Origin of the sequence: Nocardia sp. NPDC050713 (assembly GCF_040654315.1) — a bacterium.
GTDB lineage: Bacteria > Actinomycetota > Actinomycetes > Mycobacteriales > Mycobacteriaceae > Nocardia.
The window spans coordinates 213,801-229,072 of sequence record NZ_JBFAHS010000006.1 but is presented as its reverse complement, the minus strand read 5'-3'; the positions used below and the strand labels follow the sequence as shown (position 1 = coordinate 229,072).

Below are 15,272 nucleotides of genomic sequence, written 5' to 3'. Positions count from 1 at the left end.
GGCGATAACGTTGGGTAAATCCCGCGCAATCGACGTTCCGCATGATCGGTGACATGTCGGACGCAGCCAGCAGCCCCGCGCCGGGCACCGCCAGAACGGCGTGCTCGTACTGCGGCGTGGGTTGCGGCATCACGGTCGAGACCACGCCGGGCGCCGACGGCGCGCCGGTGATCGCCAAGGTCAGCGGCGACAAGCTGCACCCTGCGAACGCGGGCAGGCTCTGCACCAAGGGCGCCACCCACGCGGAGCTGATGCGCACGCCCGGCCGGATGACCACCGCCTACCGGCGACCCGAGCGCGGACAGGAGCCGATGCCGATCGCCGTCGACGCCGCCGTGCGCGAGGCCGCCGACCGGTTGCGCGCGATCCTGGACGAGCACGGGCCGGACGCCATCGCGCTGTACGTCTCCGGGCAGATGACGCTGGAGGCGCAGTACCTGGCCACCAAGCTGGCCAAGGGCTACCTGCGGACCGTGCACATCGAGGCGAACTCGCGGCTGTGCATGGCCAGCGCGGGCACCGGCTACAAGCAGTCGCTGGGCGCCGACGGCCCGCCCGGCTCCTACGACGACTTCGAGCACGCCGACCTGTTCTTCGTCACCGGCGCGAACATGGCCGACTGTCATCCGATTCTGTTCCTGCGGATGGCCGATCGGCTGAAGGCGGGCGCCAAGCTGATCGTCGCCGATCCGCGCCGCACCGACACCGCCGCGCGCGCCGACCTGTTCCTCCAGCTGCGCCCCGGCACCGACCTCGCGCTGCTCAACGGCCTGCTGCACCTGCTCGTCGCCAACGGCGACATCGACGAGGAGTTCATCGCCGAGCACACCGAGGGCTGGGACGCCATGCCCGAGTTCCTCGCCGACTATCCGCCGGAGCGGGTCGCCGAGATCACCGGCCTCGCCGAACAGGACATTCGCACCGCGGCGCGCTGGATCGGCGAAGCGCGCGAGTGGATGACGCTGTGGACGATGGGACTCAACCAATCCACGCACGGCACCTGGAACACCAACGCGATCTGCAACCTGCACCTGGCCACCGGCGCCATTTGCCGTCCGGGCAGCGGCCCCTTCTCGCTGACCGGTCAGCCGAACGCCATGGGCGGGCGCGAGATGGGGTACATGGGCCCCGGCCTGCCCGGCCAGCGCTCGCTGCTCTCGGCCGCCGATCGCGCCTTCGTGGAGACGGCGTGGGGCGTGACGCCAGGCACGATTCGCACCGAGGCCGGGCCTGGCACCATCGAGATGTTCCGCGGCATGGCCGAGGGCGACATCAAGGCGGCGTGGATCATCTGCACCAATCCGGTGGCGTCCGTGTCCAATCGGAAGACGGTGATCGCGGGCCTGGAGGCCGCCGAACTGGTGATCGCGCAGGACGCCTACACCGACTCGGCAACCAACGCCTACGCGGATCTGCTGCTGCCCGCCACGCTATGGGCCGAGGCCGAGGGCGTGGCGGTGAACTCCGAACGCAACGTCACCCTGATGCAGCGCTCCGTCGACCCGGTCGGCGACGCGCGGCCGGATTGGCTGCTGATCGCGCAGGTCGCCACGGCCATGGGCTTTCCCGGCTTCGAATACTCCTCGAGCGCCGAGGTTTTCGCGGAGATCCAGGGCTTCGCCAATCCCGCGACGGGGTACGACCTACGCGGCATGAGCTACGAGGCGCTGCGCGACGGCCCGATGCAGTGGCCGTGCGCCGAGCCGGGTCAGCGCCGCAACCCGATTCGCTACCTGAACGACGGCGTCAGCCAGGAACTCTTCGTCGACGACACGGGTCACCGTCCGCGGCTCGCGTTCGCCACCGCGAGCAGGCGCGCGGTGTTCTGGCCGCGCCCGCACCTGCTTCCGGAGGAGATGCCGGACGACGACTACCCGTTCGTGCTGAATACCGGTCGCCTGCAACACCAGTGGCACACGATGACCAAGACCGGCAAGATCGCCAAGCTCACGAAGTTGAACGGGCAGCCGTTCCTCGAGGTGCATCCGCGCGACGCCGAACGGCTCGGCGTGCGTCCCGGCGATCAGCTCGAAATCGCTTCCCGCCGTGGCCGAGCCGTGCTTCCGGTGCAGATCAGCGACCGCGTCCGCCCCGGCGACTGCTTCGCACCGTTCCACTGGAACGACGAACAGGGTGAGTATTTGACCATCAACGCCGTCACCAACGACGCCGTCGATCCGGCGTCGCTACAGCCCGAGTTCAAGCAGTGCGCCGTCTCGCTGCGCCGCGTCGCGCCGATGAAACACGCCGAAACGCCCGTCCCCGAGCCTGTTTCCGCACCGTCCGGCGCGCATCCGCTCGCGGTGATGCTCGGGCTGGACAACGGTGTCGCGCCGACGCTCAGCGACACCGAGCAGATCTACCTCAGCGGGTATCTGGCCGCGCTGCAGTCGCTTCCGGTGGTCGGCCAGCCGGTGCTGCCGGAGACCGCGCCGCTGTCCACCCGCAGCAGGCTCTGGATCGATGGCCTGCTGGCTGGCATGTACTCGCGCGGCGCGCTGACGGCCGAGTCCCCGGCGCCCGCCGCCGAGGAGCGGCCGGTCACGGTGCTGTGGGCCTCGCAGACCGGCAACGCCGAGGAGTTCGCCGCCGCGACGGCCGAGCGGCTCGCCGAGTCCGGTTTCGCGCCGCGGCTTTTCGACATGGATTCCTGCGATCTCGGCGCGCTGACCGGAGACGCGCTCTTCATCAGCAGCACCTTCGGCGACGGCGGCCCGCCTGACAACGGCGCGGACTTCTGGGACAGGCTGAGCGACAGCGCGACCCGGCTGACCGGCCTGCGCTACGCGGTCCTCGCGCTCGGCGACTCCTCCTACGACGACTTCTGCGGGCACGGCCGCAAGCTGGACGAGAAGCTGGCCGAGCGCGGCGCCACCCGGCTGTTGCCGCGGGTGGACTGCGAACCCGACTACGAGGAGCCCGCGGCGCGCTGGCTCGACGCGGTGCTCGGCGCGTTCGGCGGCGGGAACGACAACGGTGGCGGCGGGAACGACGGCGGCCCCGACAACGACGGCGGTCCGGCTCCCGAGGGCGGTTCTGGTCCGCGCCCGGCCGTCCGCGCCGCGAGTTCCGGCGCCACCATGGTGCTGACCAGACCGCAGGCCGCGGCTCCCGCGCGCTCACTGCGCGCCGCGCCCGCGTCGTTCACCCGCAACGCGCCGGTAGCCGCGCCGCTCGTCCGCAACGAACAGCTCTCGATCGCCGGATCGCCGAAAGAGGTGCGCCAGTTCGGTTTCGACCTGCGTGGCTTGGACGCGGGCTACGAGGTGGGCGATTCGCTTGGTGTGTGGCCGTCGAACTGTCCGTCGCTTGTCCAGGAGTGGCTCGCCGCCACCGGCCTGGACGGTCGGCGCGTGGTCGAGGTCGACGATCGGGAGATGCCGTTGGCCGAGGCGCTGCGCACCCGATACGACATCACCAAGGTCAGCCACGACCTGTTGGGCTTCATCGGCGATCGCAATGCCAGCAACCAGCTCGCCAAACTGCTGCGCAGGGACAACCGCAACGAGCTGGACAGCTACCTGTGGGACCGCCAGGCCGTCGACGTGCTGCGCGACTTCCCGGTGCGCGCCGACCTGGTGGAATGGCTCGGCGCGCTGAAAAAGCTTCAGCCGCGCCAGTATTCGATCTCGTCGAGCCCGCTGGTCAGCCCGGACGAGGTGCAGCTGACGGTCGGCGTCGTGCGCTACGGCGAACCCGCCCGGCGCGGCGGAGTCTGTTCGACCTACCTCGCCGACCGGGTGGGCGATGCGGCGGTGCCGATCTTCCTCCAGCGCGCACCGCATTTCCGGCCGCCGCTGGACCCGACGGCGCCGATGATCATGGTGGGACCGGGCACCGGCATCGCACCGTTCCGCGGCTTCCTCCAGGAACGCCGGGCGCTCGGCGCGACCGGCCGCAACTGGCTGTTCTTCGGCGAGCAGCACGCGGCGCAGAACTTCTACTACCGCGCGGAACTGGAGGACATGTTCCGCACCGGTTTCCTCACCCGCCTCGACCTGGCGTTCTCCCGTGACCAGCGGGAGCGAATCTACGTGCAGCACCGGATGATCGAGCACGGCGCCGAGCTGTGGTCGTGGCTGCGCGACGGCGCCCACTTCTACGTGTGCGGCGACGCGGCGCGGATGGCCAAGGACGTCGACGACACCCTGCTCGCCATCGCCCGCATCCACGGAAAGCTGGACGAGGAGGGCGCGCTCGCGTTCCGCAAGCAGCTCGTCGCCGAGAAGCGTTACGTGCGCGACGTCTACTGAGCTGGTTACACCGCGGGCGGGTTGAGGCGGGTGAAGTCCGGCAGGCGGTAGTACGGGTAGTACGGGTACGGCGGCGTGGTGGCGCTCGCCTTGTCCAGGCGGGCGATCTGGTCCTGGTCGAGGCGCCAGCCGACCGCGCCGAGGTTCTGGCGCAGCTGTTCCTCGTTGCGCGCGCCGACGATGACCGTCGCGATGGTGGGGCGGCCGAGCAGCCAGTTGAGCGCGATCTGCGGGACGGTCTTGCCGGTCTCGGCGGCGATCTCGTCCAGCACGTCGACCACGTCGTAGAGCAGTTCGTCGTCGACGGGCGGGCCCGCCTCGGCGGTCTGGTGCAGCCTGCTGCCCGCGGGCAGCGGCTGTCCGCGCCGGATCTTGCCCGTGAGCCTGCCCCAGCCGAGCGGGCTCCACACCACGGCGCCGACGCCCTGGTCCTGCGCGAGCGGCATCAGTTCCCACTCGTAGTCGCGGCCGACCAGCGAGTAGTACACCTGATGCGCGACGTAACGGGTGAGCCCGTTACGGTCCGCGGCGGCAAGGGATTTCATCAGCTGCCAGCCCGCGAAGTTGGAGGCGCCGAGGTAGCGGATCTTGCCCGCACGCACCAGGTCGTCCAGTGCGGCGAGGACCTCCTCGACGGGGGTGTGCGCGTCGAAGGCGTGCAGCTGGAACAGGTCGATGTGATCGACGCCGAGACGGCGCAACGAGCCCTCGACCGCGCCGATCAGCCTGGCACGGCCCGAGCCCGCGTCGTAGGGCCCGGGTCCCGTCGGCAGGCTCGCCTTGGTGGACAGCAGCAGCCGGTCCCGCCTGCCTTTGATGGCCGCGCCGAGGACTTCCTCCGAGGCGCCGTCGGAGTAGACGTCCGCGGTGTCGAACATCGTGACGCCCGCTTCCAGGCTGATGTCGACCAGCCGCCGCGCTTGCTCGGCATCGGTATCCCCCCACGCGCCGAACAACTCGCCGCGACCGCCGAAGGTGCCCGCGCCGAAGCTCAGTGCCGGGACGAGCAAACCCGATGCGCCGAGCCGCCGGTACTCCATGGGTGAGTCCATGCGCGTATCCCATCCATTCTTCACAGGACGGCCCTCCTAAGGGGTCTATAGTTCCGTTAACACCTCGAACAGTACACCTTGTCCGCCGCAAATGGAACTGGAGTCCCGTTATGTCCTTCGAAGAGCCCGCTCCCGGCTCGGTCCGCCCAGGTGGGCGTACCGCGCGCATCCGTGCGGCCGTCTTGCGCACCGCGGGTGATCTCCTCGTCGAACGCGGTTTCGCCACACTGGATCTCGCGGAGATCGCCGCCGCGTCCGGGGTCGGCAAGACCACGGTCTATCGGCGCTGGGGCACCCCGGCCGGGCTCGTCGCCGACCTGCTGGCCGACATGGCCGAGCAGTCGGTGCCGCGCGCCGACACCGGATCGCTGCGCGGCGATCTCACGGCCAACGCGCGCCTGGTCGCCGAGACGCTGACCGATCCGCGCCAAGGCCGCCTGTTTCAGGCCGTGATCGCCGCCGCCACCGGCGATCCCGTCGCCGCCGCCGCGCTGCGCCGCTTCTACGACGTCCGCCTCACCGAGTGGGCGCCGTGCGTCGAGGACGCCATCGCGCGCGGCGAGGCGCCCAAGGGGACCGATCCGCGCGCGGTCCTGTCCGCCGTCTCCGCGCCGCTCTACTACCGGCTGCTGGCCAGCGGCGATCCGATCGACGAGGCGGTCGCAGATTCCGCGGCCCAGGCGGCACTGGACGCCGTGGCGGCAGGCACTTTCGTCACGGACCGTTCCGCCGACTGACCCGACCGCTCGTGCGGTCACATCCCAGGTAGCCGAGCCACCGGGCCGAGACTCCGCCGAACACGTCTGCCGGGGGGCACGGCGACCGGACTGTGCTCGGGCCTTCGAGAGACGCGGCGGCGACTACGCCGACCAGTTCGGGTCGCGACCCGTCAGGCCGATCACCCGGTCGACAAGCTCTGCGTCGGCGGGCACCTCGACCACCGGCCCGAAAAGGCCCGGGGTACCGGAGAGCGGGGTCTCGCGGAGGAAGTCGAACAGGATCGCCGCGTGCGATTCGGCGCAGCCGAACGGTTGGCCGGTGGCCTTGGCCAGGTCCCAGCCGTGCACGACAACCTCGTCCAGCGCGATCACCGCCATCACGATCGCGGCTTCGCGTACGCCGCCCGCCTCGGTCTCGCCCTCCCACGCCTCCGGCTCCCGCCAGGCCGCGACCAGTGCCTTCAGCTGGGCGGGGATACGCGTGCGCCAGTCGTCGGGCAGCTTCGAGTCGTGCTCGAGGGCGGGCGAGGTGCTGTTGCCGACGGATTCCTTGGTCGCGGCCTGCCGGAACGCCTCGGTCAGTTCCAGGACGTGATCGAGCAGCGCGGCCACGGTCGTGTCGGCGCAGGGCGTCGGCGCGGCGAGTTGGTCGTCGGTGATACCGGCGACCACGGTCTCCAGTGCGGTGGCGGCGGGCTCGAAATCGAAGGTGGGGGTCATCGGGTCTCCATAAGCCGGATGTGCGAGGTCTGCGTGAGTTGAGACCCGGCGGGCGCGCGGAATTCATCGGTGCCGCGCGACGGTGCCCGCGATGCCCTCCGCGACCAACTCGTAACGGCGAAAAGCCCTGGAAAAGCGGAGAATTGGTAGATGAAGGGTGATCGGGTGGAGATCGTCGTCGACGTCGGTGACGGCTCTCGAAGTTACGAAATCGCGGCGACGCGCGCGGGGCGGCGGGTCGAGGTGCGCATCGCGCGCGGGGTAGTCGAGGTCAGCGAGGTGACGCGGACCGGCGTCGCGGTCCGCACGGCGCGGTTCATGGCCGGGCGAACCCTCGCGCTCGTGGAGCATCCGGCAGACGGGGGCGCGGCCGTCGAGGGGGAATGAGGGCATCGACCGCACCGATCGCCGGGCGCAAATCTCGACACCGCTGGACTGTTGACCGCGCTGCCGACTGGGTATACCCCCTGCGGGAGAGCACCAGCGGAGAGGAGCACACGATGATCGATCGCAGCACGCCGCGCACGTTGGACGACGCGCCGGAGGCCGACCGCGTCGAGCAGTCCACGCCCGCTTACCAAACGGACGACGCCGACACCGACGACCGGGCCGTCGCGGAAACCGCCGTCGCACGCGAGGCGAGCACCGCGGTCGATCGCGACGTCTGGTCCGCGAACGAGGCCGACCTCATCGAGCAGGCCATTCCCGTGCCGCTCGACGACGAGGACCGCGACACCGAATAGCCGGTCGCGGCGGCGGACTCAGGTCGCGATCTTGGCCCGCACGGTGGCGTGCAGCTCGCGCAGGCTGGATCGTTCGGTGGCCACCTCGAGCACGCGCAGGCCGTGCGCGCGCTCGGCCAACTCGGCCGCCAGCTGCTCGGTGTCGACTTGCCGGTGCGGGATGCGGTAGGCCGCGCACAACGCGGCCAGATCCATGCCGTGCGGTGTGCCGAAGACGCGCTCGAACACGCCCGCGTACTGCGGGTCGCCCTGTTCGAGCAGCTCGAAGATGCCGCCGCCGTCGTCGTTGGCGACCACGATCGTCAGGTCGGCGGGCCGCGGCTCGCCCGGCCCGATCAGCAGCCCGGACGCGTCGTGCAGGAAAGTCAGGTCGCCGATCAGCGCGACGGTGCGGCCGTCGTGCGCCAAGGCGGCGCCGACCGCCGACGACACCGTTCCGTCGATGCCCGCGACACCGCGGTTCGACAGCACCTTGATACCGGGGCGCGGATGCGAGACGAGCGCCGCGTCGCGCACCGGATTGGACGCGCCGAGCAGCAGCTGATCGCCCTCGTGCAGCGAATCCATGACGACCGCCGCCACATGCAGGCCGGTCGGCTTCGGGTGCTTGGCCAGCGCCTCACGCACCACTTGCTCGGCGTTGGCGTTCACCGCGCGGCAGTGCGCGAGCCATTCCGCGCGCGGCGTTCCCGCCGTGATCGCGCGGGTTCCGGTCCCGACCACATTGCCGGACACATCGGGCCAGCGCGGACCGGTGGTCAGCGCGAAGACCGTCACGGACGGGTCGGCGAGCACCTTGGACACCTGCCGGTGCAGGGTCGGCCGCCCGGTGATGATGGCCTGCTTCGGCTTCAGCAGCGGCAGGGCCAGCGGATGCAGCGCGGGGCCGTGCATGGGGGCGGTCGGCTCCGCGACGGTCGGCAGCTCGGCCAGTTCGGGACGCAGGCCGGCGCCGTGTCCGGAGATCACCACGGTGTCCGGGGTCAGATCGATGTCGAGCGGCACGTCCAGTGTCGCGTACTGCGTCGCGGTCCAGGGCCGATCGCCCGCGCGTCCCTCCGGACCGGCGTCGGCGGCCGGATCCGGCACCAGCGGCTCGCGCAGCGGAATGTCGAAGTGGACCGGACCCGCGTTGCCCGAACGCGTGCCGCGGGCCGCGGCGAGCACCCGGCACACCGCCGAGCGCCACACGCTGTTCTGCTGGCCGTACGGGCCGCTTCCGTTGCCGCTCGGCTCGTCCTCCGCCAGCCCGAGGCTGATGGTGGCGCGCACCTGGCTACCGAACAGGCCGAGCTGCTCGACGGTCTGATTGGCGCCGGTTCCGAGCATCTCGTAGGGCCGATTGGCGCTCAGCACGATCAGCGGAACCCGCGCGTAGTTGGCTTCCAGCACCGCGGGACCGAGGTTCGCGACGGCCGTGCCGGAGGTCATCACCACCGGGACCGGATTGCCGCCCGCGATCGCCAGACCGATGGCGAGAAAGCCCGCGGTCCGCTCGTCGATGCGCATGTGCAGCCGCAACCGCCCGGCCGCGTCGGCGGCTTGCAGCGCGAAGGCCAGCGGAGCGTTGCGCGAGCCGGGGCACAGCACCACATCGCGGACACCTCCGCGCACGAGTTCGTCGACGACTACTCGAGCCTGAGCGGTAGACGGGTTCACGCCACCAGCCTCTCAGACAGTAACCCCGCCGTCTCCGTCACCCTGGTCACAGTGTTGGTTGGCGCGCTGGCGCGCGCGGGCTCGTAAGACTCGCCCTCGGGGTGGTTGGGAGGGCGGGATCGAGCGTTCGGGTTGGAGTGCACGCCGTTCGGGCGTTCGGCGCGGCGCATCGATGCGCGGCGGGGCTGTGCAAGGGACGCGGTCGCACGCCGAGTTCTAGCCGGAACTCGGCGTGCGGGGGTCGCGCGCGATCAGTTCGCGTGGCGCTGCACCAGGTCACCGAGGCGCGGCAGGGCCTCGATGACGTTCTTCTTGGCCGAGGAGCGCATCGAGGAGTAGACCTTCTGCAGCGCGGGGCGCGAGGAGGACTCGGCGCGAGCGTCGGTCACCTGGAGCAACGCCTCGGCGACCTCGTCGGACTTGGCAACGAGCAGGTCGGCGAACTGGCCCGAACCCGAAGCCTTGTACTCCTGCCAGAACGGCTCCAGCTGCTCGACCAGCTTGGGGGCCAACGACTCCAGCGCGTCCGGGACGATGGACGGGCTGATCTTCTTCACCGCCGCGTATCCGCCCTTGACCGCCAGGCCGGACGCGCCACCCTTATCCGACACCTCGGCGTCCAGAACCTCCTTGGCATCGGCAAGGAAGGCCGAGCGCTTCGCGTCGTCGAGCAGGGATTCAGACAGTGCTGCAACCACTTTCAGGTTCCTCCGAAATAGATGTCGATGAACGAGCGCACGCCACTATACGCACTGGTGCGCGCGGTCACACGAGCTACTTCAGCTCACGACTCCTCCTCGCTGGCGCTCGGCTCCGTCGTGCGTGAGTGCGCGCTGTGTCTGTGGTTCGCTCGCCGACGCTCGCTCACGGCTGCCATGGCAGCAACTGGACCATCAGCCCTTCACAATCGGCGAGCAAATCGCCCTGCTCATCGCGCAATTCGGCGGTGATGAAGGTCTTGCGGCCCTCGATGCGGTCGACGCGTCCGCACACCGTCAGCGTCCGCTCCAGCGGAGTTACCTTGCGGTAGTTGACGTGCAGGTAGGCCGTGCGGCTGATCGGCCTGCCCGCGTAGTGCACGATCATGCCGAGCAGGTCGTCGAACAGCAGCGGAAGCACGCCGCCGTGCGCGGCGCCGTTGCCGCCGAGGTGGAATCGGCGGAACTCGCCCGTCATGGTGATGCCGTCCGGCCCGGCCGAGACCACCTGCCAGGGCAGCAACAACAGGCTGCCGCGTCCGGGCAGCTCCACCGCGCGTCCGGCCGGACCCTGCAATTCCGGTGCGCGATACGGCTCGAGCAGCTCGGCGAGTTCCTTGGCCTTGGCCAGCGCTTCGCCGAACACTTCGTCCGGCGCGTCGACGGAAACCGCCAGATCCTGCAAGGTCCGCATGGTGTCGACGAAAGGCCCGAAATTCGAACCGATCTGCGCGCGGGACACCTTCGGGAAGCCGCCGTGCTTCTCGTACCGGTTCTCGTCCACCGCGCTGCGATCGATGCGCGGGCGGATCGCCGTCCCGTTGGAACGCTGCGCCCCCGATTCGGCTGCGGCCGCGGCACTATCTGGAACAGGTTTCACACGCTCGCTCATACCTGCACGGTAACGCGTAGTTTTACACCGTCAAGTCCTCGACGCCGCAACGCACCGAAGTCGCTGGCACCGGATCTTCGGCCGCGGGCAATAATCACAAGCGTGACGTTCAATCCCAAGCTGTGGCGACCGGTCCCCGGATTCGAGAACCTGACCGACATCACCTACCACCGCCATATCGAGCAGGGCACGGTGCGGGTGGCGTTCGATCGCCCCGAGGTGCGCAACGCATTTCGCCCGCACACCGTCGACGAGCTCTACCGGGTGCTCGACCACGCGCGGATGACCTCCGACGTCGGCGCGGTCCTGATCACCGGCAACGGCCCGAGCCCCAAGGACGGCGGCTGGGCCTTCTGCTCCGGCGGCGACCAGCGCATCCGCGGCCGCAGCGGTTACCAGTACGCCAGCGGCGATACCGCCGACACCGTCGACCAGGCGCGCGCGGGCAGGTTGCACATCCTGGAGGTGCAGCGCCTGATCCGCTTCATGCCCAAGGTCGTCATCGCCCTGGTCAACGGCTGGGCCGCGGGCGGAGGACACAGCCTGCACGTGGTCTGCGACCTGACCCTGGCCAGCCGCGAGCACGCCAGGTTCAAGCAGACCGACGCCGACGTGGGCAGCTTCGACGGCGGCTACGGCAGCGCGTACCTGGCCAAGATGGTGGGCCAGAAGTTCGCCCGCGAGATCTTCTTCCTCGGCCGCCCCTACACCGCCGAGGAAATGCACCAGATGGGCGCGGTCAACAAGGTCGTCGACCACGCCGAGCTCGAGGACGTCGCGCTGGAGTGGACCGCCGACATCAACGGCAAGTCCCCGCAGGCCCAGCGCATGCTCAAGTACGCGTTCAACCTGCTCGACGACGGGCTGGTCGGCCAGCAGCTGTTCGCGGGCGAAGCCACCCGCATGGCGTACATGACCGACGAAGCCGTCGAAGGCCGCGACGCGTTCCTGGAGAAGCGCAAGCCGGACTGGACGCCCTACCCCTGGTACTTCTGACGAAGGGACTGGCCCACATGGAAATCCTCAGCAGCAGGGTGATTCTGCGGCCCGGGAACTACGCGAAAACGCTCGAGTTCTATCGCGACGGGCTCGGTCTCGCGATCGCCAGGGAATATCCAGGTGGAACCGTTTTCTTCGCTGGACAGTCGCTGGTCGAGGTCGCGGGGCACGGCGGGGCCGGTACCTCGACGGCTTTCGACGGCGCGATCTGGTTGCAGGTGCGCGATGTCTCCAATGCCGCGGTCGAGCTCGCGCTGAAGGGAATTCCCATCGATCGGGCGCCCGAGCGGGAGCCGTGGGGCCTGATCGAAATGTGGATACGGGACCCGGACGGCGTGCCGATCGTGCTCGTGGAGATTCCGCCGGAACATCCGATTCGCCGGGATTCCCGCTGGTCGGACGACTGATCGCGGCGTCGCGAGCGGACCGGGGTCCGAATGCCGAGTTGCCAAGGGCTGTCCCGGCGAGGACGATAGCGCTCTGACGGCCGCCCGGCCGCCGATGTCCGGGCGAGTGCCGTCCGCGTCCCGTCCGACGAGTGAATCGCAGTCTCGATGTCTGGCCTATCCGAGCCCCATTCCTTCGGGGCGGCCGCACTCCGCGCGCGCCGCCCCAGCAAACCGACCCGTTCCGCGCGCGGCGGCGCGGGCATGACACGATCGCTGTCGTGATGGAACCGAGCGACGGCGAGGTGCGGTCGTGACCAATACGCTGCGGACGCTGCCGATGCCCACCGGATCCGGCCTGGGCGACGTGCTGCCGCATCTGCGAGAAGCGCTGGAAGGCAATGGCCCCGCGTGGCTGCCCATTCCGACCAGCGACCGCAGGGAGGCCCGTCGGCTCAGCGACGCGCTCTCGCCCGGCGAGACGATCGACGACGACGTGGCGCTGGTGGTCACCACCTCCGGCACCACCGGCGTGCCCAAGGGCGCGATGCTCAGCGCCTCCGCCTTGCGCGCCAGCGGCACCGCGACCCACGACCGGCTCGGCGGCCCGGGTGCCTGGCTGCTCGCGCTGCCCACCCACCACATCGCCGGTATCCAGGTGCTCTTGCGCAGCATCCTGGCGGGCACCGAACCCACCGTGCTCGACGTCTCCGGCGGTTTCCTGCCCGAAGCGCTGGCCGGCGCGGTGGCGGGCATGCGCGGCTCGCGCCGCTACACCGCCCTGGTGCCGACCCAGCTCATCAAGGCTCTCGACGCGCCCGGCGCGGCCGAGGCGCTCGCCGAACTCGACGCGGTGCTCGTCGGCGGCGCGGCCACCCCGGTTCCGGTCTACGAGCGCGCGAAAGCGGCCGGTATCAACGTCGTTCGCACCTACGGCATGAGCGAGACCTGCGGCGGCTGCGTCTACGAAGGCGTGCCGCTGGAGGGTGCCGAGGTGCGCATCGAGGACGGCCGCGTCCTGCTCGGCGGCGCCATGATCGCCCGCGGCTACCGCGGCCAGCCAGACCATCCCGCCTTCGCCGAACCCGGTTGGTTCCGCACCGAGGACGCGGGCACTTTCGAGAACGGCGTCCTGCACATCACCGGACGGCTGGACGAGGCCATCATGACGGGCGGGTTGCTGGTCATCCCGCAGGTGGTGGAGGCCGTGCTGGTCACCCATCCGTCCATCAGCGAGTGCGTGGTGCTCGGCCTGCCCGACGAGCGGCTCGGCCAGCGCGTGGCGGTCGCGGTGGTGCCCACGGCAGGCGCGACACCGACACTCGAGGAGTTGCGCGACCACGTCGTCCGTGAACTCGACGCCATCGCCGCCCCCCGCGAGTTGGCGCTGCTGGACGAACTGCCGCTGCACGGACCGGGGAAGCCCAATCGGGCGAAGCTTCGTCAGCTGTTGATCGCTCAGTCCCCCAACTGAGGTCCTCTTCGTATGCCTCGCAGCGCGCGGAAACCCGCGAGGCGTACGTGGAGGTGGTCGGCCTCTCTGCCCAGCGACAAGGGAGTGCCTGCCGCTGCGGGAGAGGGGCAGGTCACGGCAGCGATTTGAACAGCACGGTGGCGACGCGGTTCGCATCGTGGCATGGGTTGCCCACATCGGTCTGGACGCGAATGTTGCGTACCGCGAGCACGATGCTGCCGAATTCGGCCGGGGTGGCGATATCGCAGCCCCACCCTCGATTCAGGCGAAGCCGAGAGCCAGCGCCGTCAGCGTCGACCAGGCCAGCAGGGCGAGGCCGGAATCGCGCAGTGCCGGAATGAGTTCCAGGCCGTTGCCGCCCGAGCGCACGGGCGCGTTGGCGCGCACCGCGAGCGGGACAGCCAACAAGCCGACCAGGGCGAACGGAGTGCGGATCACCAGCAGCAGGGTGACCACGAACGGCACCGCGAGCAGCGCGAGGTGCAGGGTGCGGGTGCGCGGATCACCGAGTTTGACCGCGAGCGTGGTCTTTCCGGACTCGGTGTCGGTGGGGATGTCGCGCAGGTTGTTGGCCACCAGCACCGCGCTGGAGAACGAGCCGACCGCCACCGCGAGCGCCGCACCGACCCAGTCGACCCGCTCGGCCTGCACGAACTCGGTGCCGAGCACGGCCACCAACCCGAAGAACACGAACACCGCGAGCTCGCCGAAACCGCTGTAGCCGTAAGGCTTGCTGCCGCCGGTGTAGAACCAGGCGCCCGCCAGGCAGGCCAAGCCGACCAGCAGCAGCCACCAGGCCGTAGTCGCCACCAAGACCAGGCCGAGGACGGCGCCGATCGCCAGGCTCAGGATCGCGGCGTTCTTGACGGCGGCGGGCGAGGCGAGCTTCGACCCGACCAGCCGCAACGGGCCGACGCGCTCGTCGTCGGTTCCCCTGATGCCGTCGGAGTAATCGTTGGCGTAGTTGACGCCGATGATCAGCGCCAGCGAGACCAGCAGCGCCAGAACGGCTTTCCACCACACCGCGGCGTCGAGCGAGGCCGCGGCCCCGGTGCCCGCGATGACCGGAGCGATAGCGTTCGGCAGGGTGCGGGGCCGTGCGCCCTCGATCCATTGCGCTGCTGTAGCCATGAAAGCAGCCTAGTCGGCGGGGTCGGGCGTGGCCCGTCGACAGCCCGCGCCCAGCCGCTCAGGCTTCGGCCGTGGCCTTCAACCGGGTGAGTCCCTTGTCGAAGTCCTTGCCGACCAGCCGGTCCATCGAGATCACTTTGCCGAGCAGCGCCATCAGGCCCTGCTGCTGACCGCTCATCCGCCACACCACCTCGGTGGCGCCGGTCTCGGTCGGGTTCAGCTCGAAGACGACGTCGTTGGTCGCCTTGAAGGGCTTGAGGAACTCGAGCCGGACCCCGATCTCGCGTTCGTCGTCGGCGACCAGCTCCATGCTGCCCGCGCCCGCCTTGCGGTTGCCGCTCCAGGCGTAGTGCGCGCCGACGCCGGATTCCGCGCCGGAGTAGGTGCGCTGTAGCTGCGGGTCGAGGTCCTCCCACGGGGACCACTTGGTCCACTCCCGGAAGTTGTCGATGAGCGCGTGGATGCGCGCGGGCGGGGCCGAGATGACTATGCGCCGGACCACTTCGAAGTCAGCCATGCGGACAGAGTAGTGCGCGCTGCTGGACG

The 15,272-nt window shown here is 70.0% G+C and carries 14 protein-coding genes; 7 read left to right on the top strand and 7 right to left on the bottom strand.

The window, feature by feature from the left end; translation table 11 throughout:
• Positions 1 to 53 precede the first annotated feature (53 nt).
• Entirely contained in the window at positions 54 to 4,253 is a 4,200-nt protein-coding gene (locus AB0H49_RS14795) for a bifunctional nitrate reductase/sulfite reductase flavoprotein subunit alpha (RefSeq protein ID WP_357251407.1), read from the top strand.
• Positions 4,254 to 4,258: 5 nt separating this feature from the next.
• Here the strand turns inward: AB0H49_RS14795 and AB0H49_RS14790 are convergent, their stop codons facing one another.
• Positions 4,259 to 5,293, bottom strand: a complete 1,035-nt coding sequence (locus tag AB0H49_RS14790; protein ID WP_357251542.1) for an aldo/keto reductase — start codon at positions 5,291 to 5,293, stop codon at positions 4,259 to 4,261.
• A gap of 122 nt (positions 5,294 to 5,415) precedes the next feature.
• Here AB0H49_RS14790 and AB0H49_RS14785 point away from each other — a divergent pair, with 122 nt between their 5' ends.
• Positions 5,416 to 6,042, top strand: a complete 627-nt coding sequence (locus tag AB0H49_RS14785; protein WP_357251404.1) for a TetR/AcrR family transcriptional regulator — start codon at positions 5,416 to 5,418, stop codon at positions 6,040 to 6,042.
• A gap of 123 nt (positions 6,043 to 6,165) precedes the next feature.
• Here the strand turns inward: AB0H49_RS14785 and AB0H49_RS14780 are convergent, their stop codons facing one another.
• Entirely contained in the window at positions 6,166 to 6,744 is a 579-nt protein-coding gene (locus AB0H49_RS14780; protein ID WP_354998908.1) for a TIGR03086 family metal-binding protein, read from the bottom strand.
• Positions 6,745 to 6,894: 150 nt separating this feature from the next.
• Here AB0H49_RS14780 and AB0H49_RS14775 point away from each other — a divergent pair, with 150 nt between their 5' ends.
• A complete protein-coding gene (locus AB0H49_RS14775; protein ID WP_357251401.1) occupies positions 6,895 to 7,131 on the top strand; it encodes a hypothetical protein in 237 nt (78 codons plus the stop codon).
• Positions 7,132 to 7,244: 113 nt separating this feature from the next.
• The gene (locus tag AB0H49_RS14770) at positions 7,245 to 7,487 is read left to right on the top strand and encodes a hypothetical protein (protein WP_354998906.1); all 243 of its coding nucleotides are present in this window, start codon (positions 7,245 to 7,247) and stop codon (positions 7,485 to 7,487) included.
• Between the two features lie 18 nt (positions 7,488 to 7,505).
• Here the strand turns inward: AB0H49_RS14770 and menD are convergent, their stop codons facing one another.
• The 3 genes from menD to AB0H49_RS14755 form a co-directional block, all read right to left on the bottom strand.
• Positions 7,506 to 9,146 carry a 2-succinyl-5-enolpyruvyl-6-hydroxy-3-cyclohexene-1-carboxylic-acid synthase gene (menD, locus tag AB0H49_RS14765; protein ID WP_357251397.1) on the bottom strand — a complete coding sequence of 547 codons (1,641 nt, stop codon included), beginning with the start codon at positions 9,144 to 9,146 and terminating at the stop codon, positions 7,506 to 7,508.
• A 251-nt stretch (positions 9,147 to 9,397) separates the two neighbouring features.
• Positions 9,398 to 9,844 (bottom strand): hypothetical protein, encoded by a 447-nt coding sequence (locus AB0H49_RS14760; RefSeq protein WP_067791381.1) that lies wholly within the window; start codon positions 9,842 to 9,844, stop codon positions 9,398 to 9,400.
• A 166-nt stretch (positions 9,845 to 10,010) separates the two neighbouring features.
• Complete coding sequence (locus AB0H49_RS14755; protein WP_357251394.1) at positions 10,011 to 10,736, bottom strand: PaaI family thioesterase; 726 nt, start codon at positions 10,734 to 10,736, stop codon at positions 10,011 to 10,013.
• 102 nt (positions 10,737 to 10,838) lie between these two features.
• On the opposite strand from AB0H49_RS14755, the gene AB0H49_RS14750 reads away from it, so the two are divergent.
• The 3 genes from AB0H49_RS14750 to menE all read left to right on the top strand — a co-directional run bounded on the left by AB0H49_RS14750 (position 10,839) and on the right by menE (position 13,595).
• On the top strand, positions 10,839 to 11,732 hold the full coding sequence (locus AB0H49_RS14750; RefSeq protein WP_354998903.1) for a 1,4-dihydroxy-2-naphthoyl-CoA synthase: 894 nt from the start codon (positions 10,839 to 10,841) through the stop codon (positions 11,730 to 11,732).
• 17 nt (positions 11,733 to 11,749) lie between these two features.
• Positions 11,750 to 12,142: a VOC family protein gene (locus AB0H49_RS14745; protein WP_357251390.1), complete on the top strand. Its 393-nt coding sequence runs from the start codon at positions 11,750 to 11,752 to the stop codon at positions 12,140 to 12,142.
• A gap of 319 nt (positions 12,143 to 12,461) precedes the next feature.
• A complete protein-coding gene (menE, locus tag AB0H49_RS14740; RefSeq protein ID WP_354999042.1) occupies positions 12,462 to 13,595 on the top strand; it encodes an o-succinylbenzoate--CoA ligase in 1,134 nt (377 codons plus the stop codon).
• A gap of 261 nt (positions 13,596 to 13,856) precedes the next feature.
• Here the strand turns inward: menE and AB0H49_RS14735 are convergent, their stop codons facing one another.
• Together AB0H49_RS14735 and AB0H49_RS14730 are read right to left on the bottom strand one after the other, a co-directional pair.
• Positions 13,857 to 14,726, bottom strand: a complete 870-nt coding sequence (locus AB0H49_RS14735) for a 1,4-dihydroxy-2-naphthoate polyprenyltransferase (RefSeq protein ID WP_357251387.1) — start codon at positions 14,724 to 14,726, stop codon at positions 13,857 to 13,859.
• A 58-nt stretch (positions 14,727 to 14,784) separates the two neighbouring features.
• Positions 14,785 to 15,243, bottom strand: coding sequence for an SRPBCC family protein (locus AB0H49_RS14730; protein ID WP_354998900.1), 459 nt, complete (start codon positions 15,241 to 15,243; stop codon positions 14,785 to 14,787).
• Positions 15,244 to 15,272: the final 29 nt, after the last annotated feature.